Source organism: Streptococcus sp. Marseille-Q7087, from assembly GCF_965111935.1.
Map to the genome: position 1 here is coordinate 1,679,252 of NZ_CBCOPJ010000001.1, position 15,511 is coordinate 1,694,762.

12 protein-coding genes are annotated in these 15,511 nt (G+C 43.7%); all 12 read right to left on the reverse strand.

All coding sequences use genetic code 11. The features are described 5' to 3' along the window. Nucleotides 1–43: 43 nt before the first annotated feature. On the reverse strand, nucleotides 44–1,342 hold the full coding sequence (gene purB / locus ACWPVF_RS08650; protein ID WP_454385712.1) for an adenylosuccinate lyase: 1,299 nt from the start codon (nucleotides 1,340–1,342) through the stop codon (nucleotides 44–46). A gap of 160 nt (nucleotides 1,343–1,502) precedes the next feature. Then, nucleotides 1,503–1,730, reverse strand: a complete 228-nt coding sequence (locus ACWPVF_RS08655) for a phosphoribosylaminoimidazole carboxylase (protein WP_454385714.1) — start codon at nucleotides 1,728–1,730, stop codon at nucleotides 1,503–1,505. A gap of 8 nt (nucleotides 1,731–1,738) precedes the next feature. Then, nucleotides 1,739–2,689, reverse strand: coding sequence for a ketopantoate reductase family protein (locus ACWPVF_RS08660; protein WP_454385716.1), 951 nt, complete (start codon nucleotides 2,687–2,689; stop codon nucleotides 1,739–1,741). Then, complete coding sequence (purK, locus tag ACWPVF_RS08665; RefSeq protein WP_454385718.1) at nucleotides 2,690–3,781, reverse strand: 5-(carboxyamino)imidazole ribonucleotide synthase; 1,092 nt, start codon at nucleotides 3,779–3,781, stop codon at nucleotides 2,690–2,692. Beyond that, entirely contained in the window at nucleotides 3,768–4,256 is a 489-nt protein-coding gene (gene purE, locus ACWPVF_RS08670; RefSeq protein ID WP_454385720.1) for a 5-(carboxyamino)imidazole ribonucleotide mutase, read from the reverse strand. Before purE ends, purK begins: the two co-directional genes overlap by 14 nt. A gap of 199 nt (nucleotides 4,257–4,455) precedes the next feature. Beyond that, a complete protein-coding gene (gene purD, locus ACWPVF_RS08675; RefSeq protein WP_454385722.1) occupies nucleotides 4,456–5,721 on the reverse strand; it encodes a phosphoribosylamine--glycine ligase in 1,266 nt (421 codons plus the stop codon). A gap of 121 nt (nucleotides 5,722–5,842) precedes the next feature. Further along, nucleotides 5,843–7,390: a bifunctional phosphoribosylaminoimidazolecarboxamide formyltransferase/IMP cyclohydrolase gene (gene purH / locus ACWPVF_RS08680; RefSeq protein ID WP_454385724.1), complete on the reverse strand. Its 1,548-nt coding sequence runs from the start codon at nucleotides 7,388–7,390 to the stop codon at nucleotides 5,843–5,845. 70 nt (nucleotides 7,391–7,460) lie between these two features. Beyond that, nucleotides 7,461–8,015: a phosphoribosylglycinamide formyltransferase gene (gene purN, locus ACWPVF_RS08685; RefSeq protein ID WP_454385726.1), complete on the reverse strand. Its 555-nt coding sequence runs from the start codon at nucleotides 8,013–8,015 to the stop codon at nucleotides 7,461–7,463. Beyond that, nucleotides 8,015–9,037 (reverse strand): phosphoribosylformylglycinamidine cyclo-ligase, encoded by a 1,023-nt coding sequence (gene purM, locus ACWPVF_RS08690; protein ID WP_024054723.1) that lies wholly within the window; start codon nucleotides 9,035–9,037, stop codon nucleotides 8,015–8,017. The genes purN and purM overlap by 1 nt, the downstream gene beginning before the upstream one ends. Nucleotides 9,038–9,255: 218 nt before the next feature. Beyond that, nucleotides 9,256–10,698 carry an amidophosphoribosyltransferase gene (gene purF, locus ACWPVF_RS08695; protein ID WP_045613307.1) on the reverse strand — a complete coding sequence of 481 codons (1,443 nt, stop codon included), beginning with the start codon at nucleotides 10,696–10,698 and terminating at the stop codon, nucleotides 9,256–9,258. Nucleotides 10,699–10,710: 12 nt separating this feature from the next. Then, on the reverse strand, nucleotides 10,711–14,436 hold the full coding sequence (locus tag ACWPVF_RS08700; protein ID WP_454385729.1) for a phosphoribosylformylglycinamidine synthase: 3,726 nt from the start codon (nucleotides 14,434–14,436) through the stop codon (nucleotides 10,711–10,713). 55 nt (nucleotides 14,437–14,491) lie between these two features. Next, complete coding sequence (gene purC / locus ACWPVF_RS08705; protein ID WP_454385731.1) at nucleotides 14,492–15,199, reverse strand: phosphoribosylaminoimidazolesuccinocarboxamide synthase; 708 nt, start codon at nucleotides 15,197–15,199, stop codon at nucleotides 14,492–14,494. Nucleotides 15,200–15,511 lie beyond the last annotated feature (312 nt).

The window sequence follows — 15,511 nt, forward strand, 5'->3', positions numbered from 1 at the left end:
AAATAAAAAAGCGAGATTGTATCTCGCTTTTTTATTATTATGATTAGTCACCCAAACCGATGCGTTCAAAGATTTCATCCACACGTTTGGTATAGTAAGTTGGGTTGAAGATTTCATCGATTTCTTCTTGAGTGAGGCGTGAAGTCACTTCTGGATCAGCTTCAAGAAGTGGTTTGAAGTCTACTTGGTTATCCCAAGATTTGGCAGTCTTCGGTTGAACAAGGTCGTAAGCTTGCTCACGCGTCATGCCTTTTTCAATCAACGCAAGCATAGCACGTTGGCTGAAGATCAAACCAAATGTAGAGTTCATGTTGCGGATCATATTTTCTGGGAAGACTGTCAAGTTCTTAACGATGTTTCCGAAACGGTTGAGCATGTAGTCAATCAAGATAGTTGTGTCTGGTGCGATGATCCGCTCAGCTGATGAGTGAGAGATATCACGTTCGTGCCAAAGGGCTACGTTTTCATAAGCTGTGACCATGTGACCACGGATAACACGCGCAAGACCTGTCATGTTTTCTGAACCGATAGGGTTACGTTTGTGAGGCATTGCTGAAGATCCTTTTTGACCTTTGGCAAAGAACTCTTCCACTTCACGTTGTTCGGATTTTTGAAGACCACGAATTTCAGTCGCCATACGCTCGATAGAAGTTGCGATGCTCGCAAGAACTGCAAAGTACTCAGCATGAAGGTCACGAGGAAGGACCTGTGTAGAGATTTCTTGAGCACGGATACCCAATTTGTCGCAGACGTATTTTTCAACGAATGGTGGGATATTGGCAAAGTTACCAACCGCACCAGAAATCTTACCAGCTTCGACGCCAGCAGCCGCATGCTCGAAACGCTCGATGTTCCGTTTCATTTCGCTGTACCAAGTAGCCAATTTAAGACCAAAAGTTGTCGGCTCAGCGTGCACACCGTGGGTACGGCCCATCATGATGGTGAACTTGTGTTCTTTCGCTTTGTCAGCGATGATGTTAAGGAAGTTTTCAAGGTCCTTGCGGATAATGTCGTTGGCTTGTTTGTAGAGGTAACCATAGGCAGTATCTACCACGTCAGTGGAAGTCAAACCATAGTGAACCCACTTACGCTCTTCACCAAGAGTCTCAGAAACTGCACGCGTGAAAGCCACCACATCGTGGCGAGTTTGCTGCTCTATTTCCAAAATACGGTCAATGTCAAAATCCGCCTTCTCGCGAATCAAAGCCACATCTTCCTTAGGGATTTCTCCCAATTCAGCCCATGCCTCGTCAGCCAAGATTTCCACCTCAAGCCACGCACGGTATTTATTTTCTTCAGTCCAAATGTTCGCCATTTCTGGGCGAGAGTAACGTTCGATCATGTTTAATTTTCCTTTCTTTTGATGTTTCACTTATGTGGGGCGGACGTCAGCAGCTTCCTCCGGAATCTCATGACTAAATCTTGAACCTAAAGTCTCAAGATTTCCGTCGCTTACGCTTTCCCCACGGCGTGAAACATCCGTCTAACAACTAAAAGTCGTTTTACTCAAATTCTTCTTTCCCGATCCACACAGATGGATAGTGATCGAGTGTATTCAAATCCGTATCCAGTGGGACATCATAGATAGCTAAATAGTTTTCAGGATATTGAGCAGTCAGCTCTTCATACTTAGCTTCCACTTTTTCGTGATCGCTACTAGCATACAAGACTTCGACGACTGCTCCAGTCTTATCCTTCTCAACGAAAGCATTGACAATGAGTTGAATCATAAAACCTCCTAAAGCGAAATGCCCTTCATATTTGCTTCCAGAATAGGCATCTTGACACCTAAGTCCTGACCAGTCTGATAAACACTTTGACAACAATAGAAGATGTCCTGTTTATCATTGTGTAAGGTCATGATTTTTCGGGTCAGCTCATTTTTCGCAAACATGACTTTCATGGCTTTGCCTGCTATCCAAGCCGGAATTTTGTAGGGTAAGAGTTCTGCTTTGTAAAGCTTCAAATTCACGCCACGCGCTTCTACCACTTTCAAAGCCTCTCGAATGGCCTTGATGGCCAATGATAATTCTGAAGAACTATTCATCAAGTTCAAAGCTAGTTCTTCTGGGTTTTCCAGATTCCCTGAACGTGCAGCTGTCGAAGTAACCCCTGCGTTAATCGCCATATGAATCCAAATCCACTCGACCATATCATGAGGCACTTCCCACTTCAAATCTGCAGAAACTAGTAAAGCCGTCAGATCAGCATAGTTAGAAATGTGTGCTTTTTGCTCACCTTCTAGCATTAAATGGTCGAACAAGACACCATCCAAATGTTCCTCCTGTATGTGACCACCCGCTGTCGGAAAAGCCAGAATATAGTCGTAATCCCCTGCCCACTCTTGGACCTCTTTTCGAGTATCCCAGAAATTACAGAAGAAAACAAGGGTGCCTTTGATATTATTTTTTCGCAAGGTTTCCACAGCTTCTTTGACAAAACCATGACGCACACTGAGAAAAATAAAATCATATTCCGAATGAGCTCCCGCCACATGAACCTCATAGGTATCATGCTTGTTCTCACCTTTGGAATGATAGCGACCATCTAGCAGAACAACTGACAACTCCTTCGGAGCAGTGCTTTTCTTACTATCTCTCAATACGTGTTCCACTTGATGGCCTGCTTTTTGAAAGGCGTAGGCATAAGTGGTCCCAATCACTCCGAGTCCTAGAATCGCTATTTTCACTTAAAAATCAATTCCTTTCCCAAACTCCTCTACCACATCCGGCACATCACTAAACAAAGTCACGTGTCCCATCTTGCGGTTGTGCTTCGCTTCTATTTTACCATACATGTGGAGGTGGGCGCTTGGATTTTCTGTGACATATGTTTCAGCAGCCTTGACGTGTTGGCCTAGAACATTGAGCATGACAGCTGGTGCATGGAGGTGGATTGCTGGGAGTGGTGCTCCGAGAACGCCTAGAATATGGGTATCAAACTGTGAAAAGTCGCAAGCTTCAATCGAATAATGCCCTGAGTTGTGTGGACGTGGCGCAATTTCGTTGACGATGATGTCATCAGCTGTCGCAAACATTTCTACACAAAGTGTACCAGACAAGTTCAGTTGTTCTGCGATTCGCACGGCCATTGCTTTGGCTTTTTCAGCTAGACTTTCTGAAATGCGAGCAGGAACGATGGTTTTAGAGAGAATATTGTTGCGGTGGATATTTTCCTGAATAGGGAAGACTGTCACGTCCTTGCCATTTCCAGACACGATGACAGAAATCTCAAGGTCAAAGTTGACGAACTCTTCTAAGACGCAGTCTGCTGAGTCCGCTAAAGTGTATGCTTCTTCCAAGTCTGCTTCTGAACGAATAACCTTTTGACCATGGCCATCGTAACCACCGGTTGCTGTCTTGAGGACATAGTTTTTCAACAGATCGATATCTGTCAAGTCTTGTCTTGAGGTCACAACCTTGTAAGGAGCCACCGTTACTTGAGCCTTGTTAGAGAGAAAATCCTTTTCAAAAATCCTGTTTTGGGAGATGCGAAGTAGGTCGGTCCCTTGTGGAAGCTGTCCTTCTTTGATAACAGTATCCAAACCGTCAGCATCCACATTTTCAAATTCATAAGTGAGAACATCACAGCGATCTGCCAACTGACGAAGAGAATCTACGTCGTCGTAAGGGGCCACGATGATTTCTGCCACACGGGAGGCTGGGCAATCAGCTGCTGGGTCCAACGCGATAACCTTGTGTCCCATGTAGATAGCTGAGATCGCCATCATCTGACCAAGCTGACCACCACCGATAATTCCGATTGTTTTAGATGAGCTCATTTGTAGACTCCTCTGCGATTTTTCCTTGTTCTTCAGCAAAATTAGCAAGTGCAGTCGCAATGGTTTCATCTTCTACTGAGAGGAGACGAAGGGCAAAGAGGGCAGCGTTTGTCGCTCCTGCTTCACCAATGGCCATTGTTGCCACAGGCACGCCACCCGGCATCTGAACGATAGAATAGAGCGAATCCACACCGCTAAGGGCACGTGATTTGACGGGTACCCCGATAACTGGAAGGGTTGTTTTAGCAGCAACCATACCTGGCAAGTGAGCAGCACCACCCGCACCTGCGATGATGACCTTGATGCCACGGCTACGTGCCTCTTCGGCATGTTTGAACATGAGGTCTGGTGTACGGTGTGCGGAAACAACTTTCTTTTCGTAAGCAACGCCGAAGCGGTCTAGGACTTCTGCTGTTTTTTGCATGGTTGTCCAGTCGGATTTTGAGCCCATAATGATGGAAATTACTGGTTTCATAGTTAATATCCTTTTCTTTTTTGATAATGGTCTTAGGTGGTGGGGACGGAAGCAAACCTTCGGTTTCATTCCTAAACTTTGAGCCTAAGGTATCAAAGTTTCCTCCGACCAGAAACAGTTTCTGTTCTGGTCTTTTCACCACGGCGACCATTATCTTACTTTGGCTCGCTTTCGCTCGCCATGACAAAGTTAGTATCTGTTAATCTTTTATGGCCTTGCTACCGATATCGTTTCGATAGAAGAGGCCTTCTGTGTTTTGTTTGTTGAGTTGATTGTAGATAACGTTTTGGCCATCTTGAACGGTATCTGCTGTGGTAACCAGCATGTAGACGCGTCCGCCGTTTGAGAGAAGGTCTTGCCCATTTTCAGCGAATTTAGCACCAGCATAGTAAGTGATGATGTCACCATCTGTCTTGGTTGGAAGCTTGACACCCTTCTCATAAGCGAGTGGATAGCCATTTGATGCTACAACCACGCCCAGTGTCACACCCTTGTCCGTCCAAGTGATGGCTGGCTCTTTGTCATCCAAAATATCAGTGATGTTTTGTGCAAAGTCAGATGTCAAACGAGGCAAGATGATTTGCGTTTCTGGATCTCCAAAGCGAGAGTTGAACTCAATGACTTTAGAACCATCAGCTGTCAAAATTAGCCCCGCGTAAAGGACACCAAGGTAGGGACGCCCTTCTTTAATCATACCTTCAAGAACTGGCTTGACAATGGTGTCAACCGCTGTGTCAACCACGCTCTGTGGTAAGTGAGGAACTGGTGCATAGGCACCCATCCCACCAGTGTTAGGACCCTTGTCGCCATCATAAGCACGTTTGTGGTCCTGAGCTGTAGGCATGATGTAGAACTTGTCCCCATTGACAAAGGCAAAGAGAGAGAACTCTTCCCCGTCAAGGAATTCCTCGATGACCACACGCGCACCTGAGTCACCGAATTTATTGTCCAAAAGCATTTCATGAGTGGCTTCGACTGCTTGCTCAACTGTCTCCGCAACGACGACACCTTTACCTAGGGCCAAACCGTCTGCCTTGACGACGATTGGAGCGCCTTTCTCCTCGATATAAGCCTTGGCTTCCTCAAAATCTGAAAATGTCCCATAGGCTGCTGTCGGAACATCGTATTTGACCATGATTTCCTTAGCAAAATCCTTAGACCACTCCAGCTCAGCCGCAGCCTTGGTCGGACCAAATGCTTTGAGTCCAGCTGCATTGAAATCATTTACGATACCAGCTGCAAGGGCATCATCCGGTCCAATAAAGGTCCAAGCAATATCGTTCTCTTTTGCAAAGTCAATCAGTTTAGAATGTTCGGAAATAGAGATATTTACCAAATCAAGTCCATCTAAGGTCATCCCATCATTTCCAGGCGCCACGAAAACTTGCTCAACGTCTTTAGACTCCAACAACTTTTTGGCAATCGCGTGCTCACGACCACCTGAGCCAACAACTAACAGTTTCATCTCTCAACCTCTTTTGCGAATTATTTACTAATATTATATCATAAACGTTCGTTTTAATCTTGTTTCGTTAAGTTTTTTTAAACAAAAAAGGAAAGAAACTGTTTTCTTCCCTTTTATTTTCTTAATGTCTAAAATGTCTCACGCCTGTAAAGACCATGGTCAAGCCGTATTTATCAGCCGCTTCGATTGACTCTTGGTCACGGACTGATCCACCTGGTTGGATGATGGCCTTAATACCTGCTTTGGCGATTTCTTCCACGTTATCCGCAAATGGGAAGAAGGCATCTGAAGCAAGAACAGCGCCGTCAAGACTGTCTTTAGCTTGGTCAATAGCAATACGGACTGAAGCTACACGGTTGGTTTGACCAGGGCCAACACCAAGTGTCATGTGATCATTGGTCACGATGATACCGTTTGATTTGACGTATTTGATAGCTTTCCAAGCAAACTCAAGGGCTGTCGCTTCTGTCTCAGTTGGTTGGCGTTTAGTCACTACTTGCCAGTCAGCAGGACTTTCTTTCACCACGTCTTGGTTTTGAACGAGGAGTCCACCGACAACACCTGTATATTCTGCTTCCACTTCACTGGCGTCTTGATCGTCGAATGGCAAGGCAAGGATACGCAAATTTTTCTTTTTGTTGGTCAAAATGGCTAGCGCTTCATCCGTATAGCTTGGTGCAATGATGATTTCGAGGAAAACACCATGCATCTTCTCAGCTGTCGCAGCGTCAACTTCACGGTTGAGAACGACAATACCACCAAAGATAGATACTGGGTCAGATTCATAAGCGTAGTCCCAAGCGGTTTCGATATCATCAGCTTGACCGATCCCACATGGGTTCATGTGTTTGAGAGCCACCACGGTTGGACGATCTTTGAAGTCACGGATGATACGGATAGCGGCATCAGCATCACGGATATTGTTAAAGGACAATTCTTTACCGTTAAGTTGTTTAGCTGAAGCAATGGAGTAAGCCGTTGGTAAACCTTTTTGGTAGAAGTCTGCATCTTGTTGAGGGTTTTCACCGTAACGCATTGGTTGCTTAAGGTCATAGGTCAAAGTGAGTTTTTCTGGTTTTGCTTCACCCACTTGAGCTGTGAAGTATTCTGCAATCAAGGCATCATAAGCTGCTGTGTGACGGAAAACCTTGGCTGCTAAACGTTGGCGAGTTTCATAAGTAGTTTCACCATTTGTTGCCAATTCGTTAAGAACAACAGCATAGTCAGCAGGATCTACCACAACTGTTACGCTAGCGTGGTTTTTAGCTGCTGACCGAAGCATAGATGGCCCACCAATATCGATATTTTCAACCGCATCCGCGTAAGTCACGTCTGATTTAAGGATGGTTTCCTTGAATGGATAAAGGTTGACCACAACAAGGTCAATCAATTCGATATTATTGTCCTTAGCAGCCTCTAGGTGGCTATCGAGGTCACGACGAGCGAGGAGACCACCGTGGATATTTGGGTGGAGAGTCTTCACACGACCGTCCATCATTTCTGGGAAACCAGTCACATCGTCAATAGCAATGGTTTCCACCCCAGCATTGTCAAGGGCAACCTTGGTCCCACCTGTCGAGATGATATCCCAACCAAGTTTTTTGAGTTCTTGGGCAAATTCAACAATGCCCGCTTTGTCTGAGACTGAAATAAGTGCTCGTTTAGTCATTTTTCTCTTCCTTTTTAAAAAGTTCTTCAGCTACTACAGTCGAAAATTTTCTTTCAGCTCTAGCACTTCCTTATTTGCGTGCAACTCCCAAACGTTCCAATACTTCTGGATAGAGCTTGTACTCTGTTTCGTGGATGCGAGTTTCGAAAGTATCAAGGGTATCACCTTCAAGACGTGGCACACGGACTTGTTTGATGACCTTACCGGTATCAACACCAGAGTCCACCCAGTGAATAGTAACGCCAGACTGGTCAACTCCTGCATTCCAAGCATCCTCAATACCATGAGCTCCTGGAAATTCAGGGAGATAAGCCGGATGAATATTGATGATACGACCTTCATAAGCTGCTAGCAAGATAGGGCCGACGATTTTCATGTAGCCTGCGAGACAAACCAAGTCAATCTTGTGTTCATCCAAAAGTTCGACAATGGCTCCTTCATAGTCTGACTTGTTTTCAAATTCCTTGAGTTCAAAAGCGTAGGATAATACCCCAAGCTTTTCGGCACGCTCTAAGACATAGGCATCCCGGTGATCTGAAAAAACAAATTCTACTGGAAATTGTTCCGCAATCTCCTGAAAGTTTGAGCCGTTTCCAGAGGCAAAAACAGCAATTTTTTTAGCCATTATTTAATCACCACACTTGCGCCATCTTTCTTCACAATACGACCAATTTCATAAACAGGTTCGTCAAGAAGTTCTTTGACACGTTCCACATTCTCTGGTTTAACCGCAAGCATAAGACCGATACCCATGTTGAAGATTTCAAACATTTCTTCATGTTTGATTTGGCCATATTTTTCAAGGGCTTTGAAAATTGGAAGAACTGGGACTTTGCTTTCGTCAATTTCAGCAGCCAAGTCATCAGCGAACATACGTGGTACATTTTCGATAAAACCACCACCTGTGATATGGGCAATCCCGTTGACCAATTCTTCTTTGATGAGTGGCAAAGCTGCTTTGACATAGATACGAGTTGGTTCAAGAAGAACGTCTTTAAGTTTTTTGCCTTCAAGTTCTGGAAGAACTTCTTCACCTGTATAGTCCGCAAAAACACGACGAACAAGTGAGTAACCATTTGAATGGATACCACTTGAGGCAAGTCCCAGAATCACATCTCCTTCTGCTACTTTTGAACCATCGATGATTTGAGATTTTTCTGCGACACCGACAGCAAATCCAGCCAAATCATAGTCATCTTCACCATACATACCAGGCATTTCAGCCGTTTCACCACCGATAAGCGCTGCACCTGCTTGTACACACCCTTCAGCCACACCAGCAACGACTTGTTCTAGTTTAGCTGGTTCATTTTTACCAGTTGCAATATAGTCGAGGAAGTAGAGAGGCTCAGCACCTGCAGCGATGATATCATTGACACACATGGCCACACAGTCTTGTCCGATGGTATCGTGTTTGTCGTACTTGATAGCCAGCATTAGCTTAGTACCGACACCATCTGTACCTGAGATCAAAACAGGTTCTTTGACACCTGTTTTTGAAAGGTCAAACATACCACCGAAACCACCAAGAGCTCCCATAACACCCGCACGTTCTGTACGTGCCACGTGTTTTTTGATCCGTTCAACAACCTCATAACCCGCTTCAACGTCCACACCAGACTGCGCATAAGCATTTTTATTCGTCATTTTATTCATTCCTTTTCTTTTTTTGAGAAAGACTGCGACGTATTTTTAGATAAACAATTATTTTATCTAAAAATACTAGTCAGGTCTCTAGCTTTGGTCCCATAGGAGAAAGCGTCTACTGACAAATGCTTTAGCTTTTAGTCAGTAGTGAGACGTGGAGCGTATGCATTCTTATTTGTCATTTATCTATTCCTTTTCCTTTCCTTCAATGGGGAATTTTATTTGTAAAAACTCGTTTTTTCTTCCAAACTTCTACGATATTCTTCTTCATAGTCATAGAGAGGAGTTGGATATTTCCCATCAAAGTAAGCCACACAGAGACCGCCATTTGGCGCATCTGTTTCAATCCCAATAGAGTCAATCAAGCCATCAATCGAAAGATAAGTCAGACTATCCGCACCAATGATTTGGCAAGTTTCCTCAACGGTATGATTAGCCGCAATCAACTCCTGACGTGTCTGGATATCAATCCCGTAGAAACATGGATAGGCAAGAGCAGGACTACCAATGGCAACGTGCACTTCTGATGCACCCGCTTCTTTCAAGAGTTGGACAATACGACGAGATGTTGTTCCTCGCACGATAGAGTCATCAATCATGACCACACGTTTGCCTTTAACGACACCAGAAACGGCAGACAACTTCATTCGAACTCCTTGCTCGCGCAATTCTTGAGTCGGCTGGATAAAGGTCCGCTGCGTGTATTGGTTCTTGATGAGCCCCATTTCATTTGGCAGACCTGATTCTTCCGCAAAGCCCATCGCTGCGCTGAGTGAGGAATTTGGTACCCCAACTACAATATCGGCTTCATGCTTGAACTCACGTGCCAATTGAGCTCCCATTCTCTTACGAGCCGTATGAACATTAACACCATGGATGTTGGAGTCAGGACGGGCAAAATAGATATACTCCATGGAACAGATAGCAAGCTGAGTATCGTTTGTATAGCTGTCATACTGGATGCCATTGTCATCAATAATGACAATCTCGCCTGGTTTCACATCGCGAATCCATTCAGCGCCGATGACTTCAAAGGCACAGGTTTCAGAAGAGACCACAACTGCTCCATTGGCCATTTTCCCGATTGACAGAGGACGGAAACCATTTGGATCAAGGGCTGCAATTAGCTTATCTTCAAACATCAAGAGATAAGCGAAACCACCTTTAACCAGACTGAGCGCTTCCTTGATTTTACCCATCAGGTTTGGATTGTGGCTACGGCGAATCAAGTGAGCCAAGATTTCTGAATCAGAAGTCGAGCTAAAGATTGCCCCTCTTTGTTCCAATTCTTGCTTGAGCGATTCTGCATTGGTCAGATTCCCATTATGAGCCAAACCAAACTGCATATCGTGAAAGCGGAAGAGGAAAGGTTGGATATTATCTACAGAAGCTTCTCCCGCAGTCGCATAGCGCACGTGTCCAATCGCTCCAGTCCCTGTCAATTTATCCAAATTAGCAGGATTTTTGAAGACTTCTGATAAAAGCCCCATATCACGATGACGCTTCAATTGTCCATGATCATTGGAGAGGATCCCTGCCCCCTCCTGACCACGGTGCTGAAGACTATGGAGTCCAAAATAGGTCAATTTGGCAGCGTCTGGGTGGCCCCAGATACCAAAAACACCACATTCTTCATTAAGAGATTTTACTTCGTATGTCATTTTATATACCTTTTATTTTCCAGTAAAGTATTTAACTGCTGACGCAAAGAGGTGTTGGTCTTTATTTCCTGGAATATTTTGGAAGAGACCGTCTTCGAAACGTTCTGAGTGACCCATCTTACCAATGATTTGACCGTTCTTACTTGTAATACCTTCGATAGCATTGACAGATCCGTTAGGATTGTATTTAGAATCCATGCTTGGTTTCCCTTCGAAGTCAACATATTGGGTGAAGATTTGACCATTGTCACGAAGCTCTGCAAATTCCTCAGCTGTCACGACAAATTTACCTTCACCGTGTGATACTGGGATGGCATGGATGTCACCAACTTCTACTCCCGCAAGCCATGGTGAGTTGGTGTTAGCAATACGTGTTTCCACCATCTTAGCCACGTGTTGGTTGGCATCATTGTAGAAGAGGGTTGGACTGGTGCTACTTGCATCTTCAAAGTTACCGTATGGAAGAAGACCTGATTTAACAAGGGCTTGGAATCCGTTACAGATACCGATAATCAAACCACCACCTTCGATGAAGTGATCAATAGCTGCACGTACTTTTTCATTGAGCAAGATGTTCACGATAAATTTAGCTGATCCATCTGGTTCATCCGCTGCTGAGAAACCACCTGCAAAGAAGATAATATTCGCTTTTTCTATGTTGGCAACCATGGTGTCAACAGACTTGACAATCGCTTCTTCATTCAGTGTGACAAATGGTACCAGGTTGACTTTTGCACCTTCTTTTTCAAAGGCCTTAGCGGAATCGTACTCAGAGTTAGTACCTGGGAATACTGGAATGTAAACCACAGGTGTCTCAACAGTTTCTTTGGCTTTGATCACAGCATCTGATGCTACAGCAGGTACTTGTTCCAACTCAGTTGCTTGTGTAAATTCCGTTGGGTAAACCTCTTCCAATTTACCTTGGAAAGCACTGTCAAGTTTGTGTCCATCCAGCGTTACACCGTTGACAGTAAGTGTAAAGTCAGCTGTTGTTTGTCCAATCTTGGCAACACCTGCAATTTCTTCAGGCGATGTGAAGACGAATCCACCCAATTGGGCTGTCAAGCTAGTGTCAAGGGCAGCTAATTCGACGTTAGCACCGATATGGTTCCCAAATGTTGTAAGGGCAAGAGCTTCAACCACACCACCATATTTGACAGCTGATGCAGATGTGACTTTATGATCAGCTTGGATGGCTTCAAATTGAGCAAAGTTAGACTTGATAAGATCGAAGTCAATTTCTTGTGCCAAAGCTTGACCAGGAATGTAGTAAATATTTTCACCAGCAGCTTTGAATTCTGGAGAAAGAACCTTACGGCTATCTGCAGTTGTTACCCCAAAAGCAACTAAGGTTGGTGGTACTGTCAATTCTTCAAAGGTACCAGACATTGAGTCTTTACCACCGATAGATGGCAAACCAAGTTGAATCTGAGCTTCAATGGATCCAAGGAGAGCAGCCACTGGTTGACCAAAACGCTCTGCTTGTTTATCCATTCGCTCGAAGTATTCTTGATAAGAGAAACGAGCCTTAGACCAGTTTGCACCAGCAGCAACCAAACGAGCTGTTGCTTCGATTACTGCATAGGCAGCGCCATGATATGGAGACCATTCTGCTACATAAGGGTTGAATCCTTGCGCCATAACAGAAGCAGTTGTTGTCACGCCATGTTGGACTGGCAATTTCTGTACAGAAGCTTCCGTTGGTGTGATTTGGTAGCGCCCGCCAAGTGGGTGATTAACTGTTGAACGACCAACTGAGCTATCAAAGATGGTTTGTAAACCTTTTTGACTGGCATGATTCAGGTCAGCCAAGACTTCAAGAGTATCCGCTTCAAGGGTTTCAGCAGATGTTTGACGTTCTTCTGGCAGCTTGACATCCTTGTCAACCACCTTAGCATCTACGACTACACGCACACCGTTTGTATCAAGGAAACTACGTTCCAAATCAACGATTGTTTCACCATTCCAGTGCATGACAAGATTTGGTTTCTCAGTCACCGTCGCAACGACAACAGCATCAATATTTTCTTTGTTACATTCAGCAACGAAAGCATCTACATCTTCTGGACGAACCACTACGGCCATACGTTCCTGAGATTCAGAGATAGCAATTTCTGTACCGTTCAAACCTTGGTATTTCAATGGCACTTTGTCTAGATCAATTTCAAGACCATCAGCCAATTCACCGATAGCCACACAGACACCACCAGCACCAAAGTCATTTGATTTCTTAATCAGACGGGTCACATCCCCATTACGGAAAAGACGTTGAATCTTACGTTCTTCGATGGCATTCCCTTTTTGAACCTCAGCACCAGCTGTTTCAACAGATTCAACCGTTTGAACTTTAGAAGAACCTGTCGCACCACCGACACCGTCACGTCCAGTCTTACCACCGAGCAAGATAATCACGTCACCTGCTTCAGGTTTTTCACGGACAACATTTTCCTTAGGAGCCGCACCGACAACTGCACCTAGCTCCATACGCTTAGCAACGAAACCTGGGTGGAAGTATTCGCGAACATAAGTTGTTGCCAGACCAATTTGGTTACCGTATGAAGAATAACCATGAGCCGCTGTTTTAGAAATCACTTGTTGTGGCAATTTACCAGCGCGAGTTTCTGAAATAGGAGCTGTAATATCACCAGCACCTGAGATACGCATGGCTTGGTAAACGTAGGAACGACCTGACAATGGGTCACGAATAGCACCACCGATACAAGTAGCCGCACCACCAAATGGTTCAATCTCCGTTGGGTGATTATGAGTTTCATTTTTGAACATGAGAAGCCATGGCTCTTTGATACCATTGACATCCACTTCAATTTCAACAGAGCAGGCATTGATTTCATCAGACACTTCCATGTCATCCAAACGACCATTAGCACGCTCATAACGGCCAAAAATAGTTGCCATATCCATCAAAGTTTGAGGTTTTTCTGTACGTCCCAACTCATCACGCATGGCAATATACTTATCATAAGTCGCTTGCAATTGTTTTTCAAATTTAGAAGCTGAGAAATCGATGGTTTTCAACTCAGTCTCGAATGTAGTATGACGGCAGTGGTCAGACCAGTAAGTATCCAACACCTTAAGCTCAGTCTCAGTTGGCACACGACCAATTGACTTGAAATAGTCTTGAATGAAGAGAAGGTCATCCACTTCCATGGCCAATCCTTGCTCTGCCTTATACTGTGCAAAATCTTCTGCTGTATAAGTTTCAAAGAAATCCAAGTTTGGAATGGTCTTGTCAGACTCAGAGAAATCCTGTTTCGCAATGCCAACAGTGATATCTTTGAAACGAGAATCCACTGGGTTCAAAAGGTAGTTTTTGACAGCTTCCAACTCATTCGCATCAATATCCTTGTTAACCAAGTACAATTGTGCCGTATTGACTGTTACGTCACTAGAACTTCCCAACAAAAGCAAAGCTTCTTGTGAAGATGCTGCACGTTGGTCAAATTGACCAGGCAAACTTTCGATAGCAAAGAAAGCATATTTCTCAAGATCAGCCTTAACCGCAGCTTCATCTAAAACAGTATCGGTCACTTGCTCAGAGAAGATATGTTTTTCTGCACGCGCAAACAAGTCCTCTGCCAAACCAAAAACATCGTAAACTTGAACAATCCGAAGATCCTTCAAAGTTTTCAACTGAAGATTATGCTGTAATTCTTTTACTAAAGAGTGAGATTTCACACGAAAATCAGCTTTTTTCTCAACGAAAATACGTTTATCCATTTTAGTTCCTTTATCTATTTCTACTTAAAGATTGTAGTGACGACCAAGTAAAACTTTACTTCAATCCCTGCAATTTCTCTAACACAACCTTATAAACATCCGTTAGACTGCCCAAATCTCTACGAAAAACATCCTTATCCATGTGATGACCTTCCGCATCCCAAAGGCGACAGTTGTCTGGTGAAAATTCATCTGCCAAGATGATCTTGCCATCCTTATCAAAACCAAATTCCAATTTGAAATCAATCAAACGAAGACCAATTTGTGCAAACCAATCTTTCAGCAATTCATTAATACGACGTGTTTCTTCCTTGATATAAGCAATTTGCTCATCGTTAGCAATATCCAAGAACTTCACATGCTCATCATTGATAAATGGATCATCCAAATCATCGTTCTTGTAGTAAAATTCAACGATTGGAGTTTCCAAATCCAAACCTTCTTCAACACCGAAACGTTTTGAGAAAGAACCCGCCGTCACGTTACGAAGCACAACTTCCAAAGGAATGATTGTCACTTTCTTGTTGAGTTGTTCTGTGTCAGAAATACGTTTGATAAAGTGAGTAGCTACACCAGCAGCATTCAATTTTTCAAAAATAAGAGACGAAATCTGATTATTCAGCACACCTTTACCCTCAATGGTCTCTTTGCGAGCTCCATTCAGCATAGTGGCCTGGTCCTTGTAGACCGACTTAATCACATTTTCGTCTTCTGTAGTATAGATATCTTTAGCTTTTCCCGTATAAATAAGTTTACTGGACATTTTCTTGTTCGCCTTTCGTATTACTTTACATCATTCTAACATAACAAATACTAAAAATCAAATATTTCACGAACTATATTTGATATCATATCTGAAAAAGTACAGAAAAATCGCAAACGAATTTTCATTTGCGATTTTCTAAGATTGATTTGAGTTAAAATGAGAACTTTATTCTTGTTCCAAAAGGAAAAATAAGTATTCAGAATCACAAAGTGGATATAAAAGAATATCTTAAACTATTTTTCATTCCACTGCTAAATTCTCATACATTCATTTCGGTAGGATATGTCAATCTCACTATTACACACTACC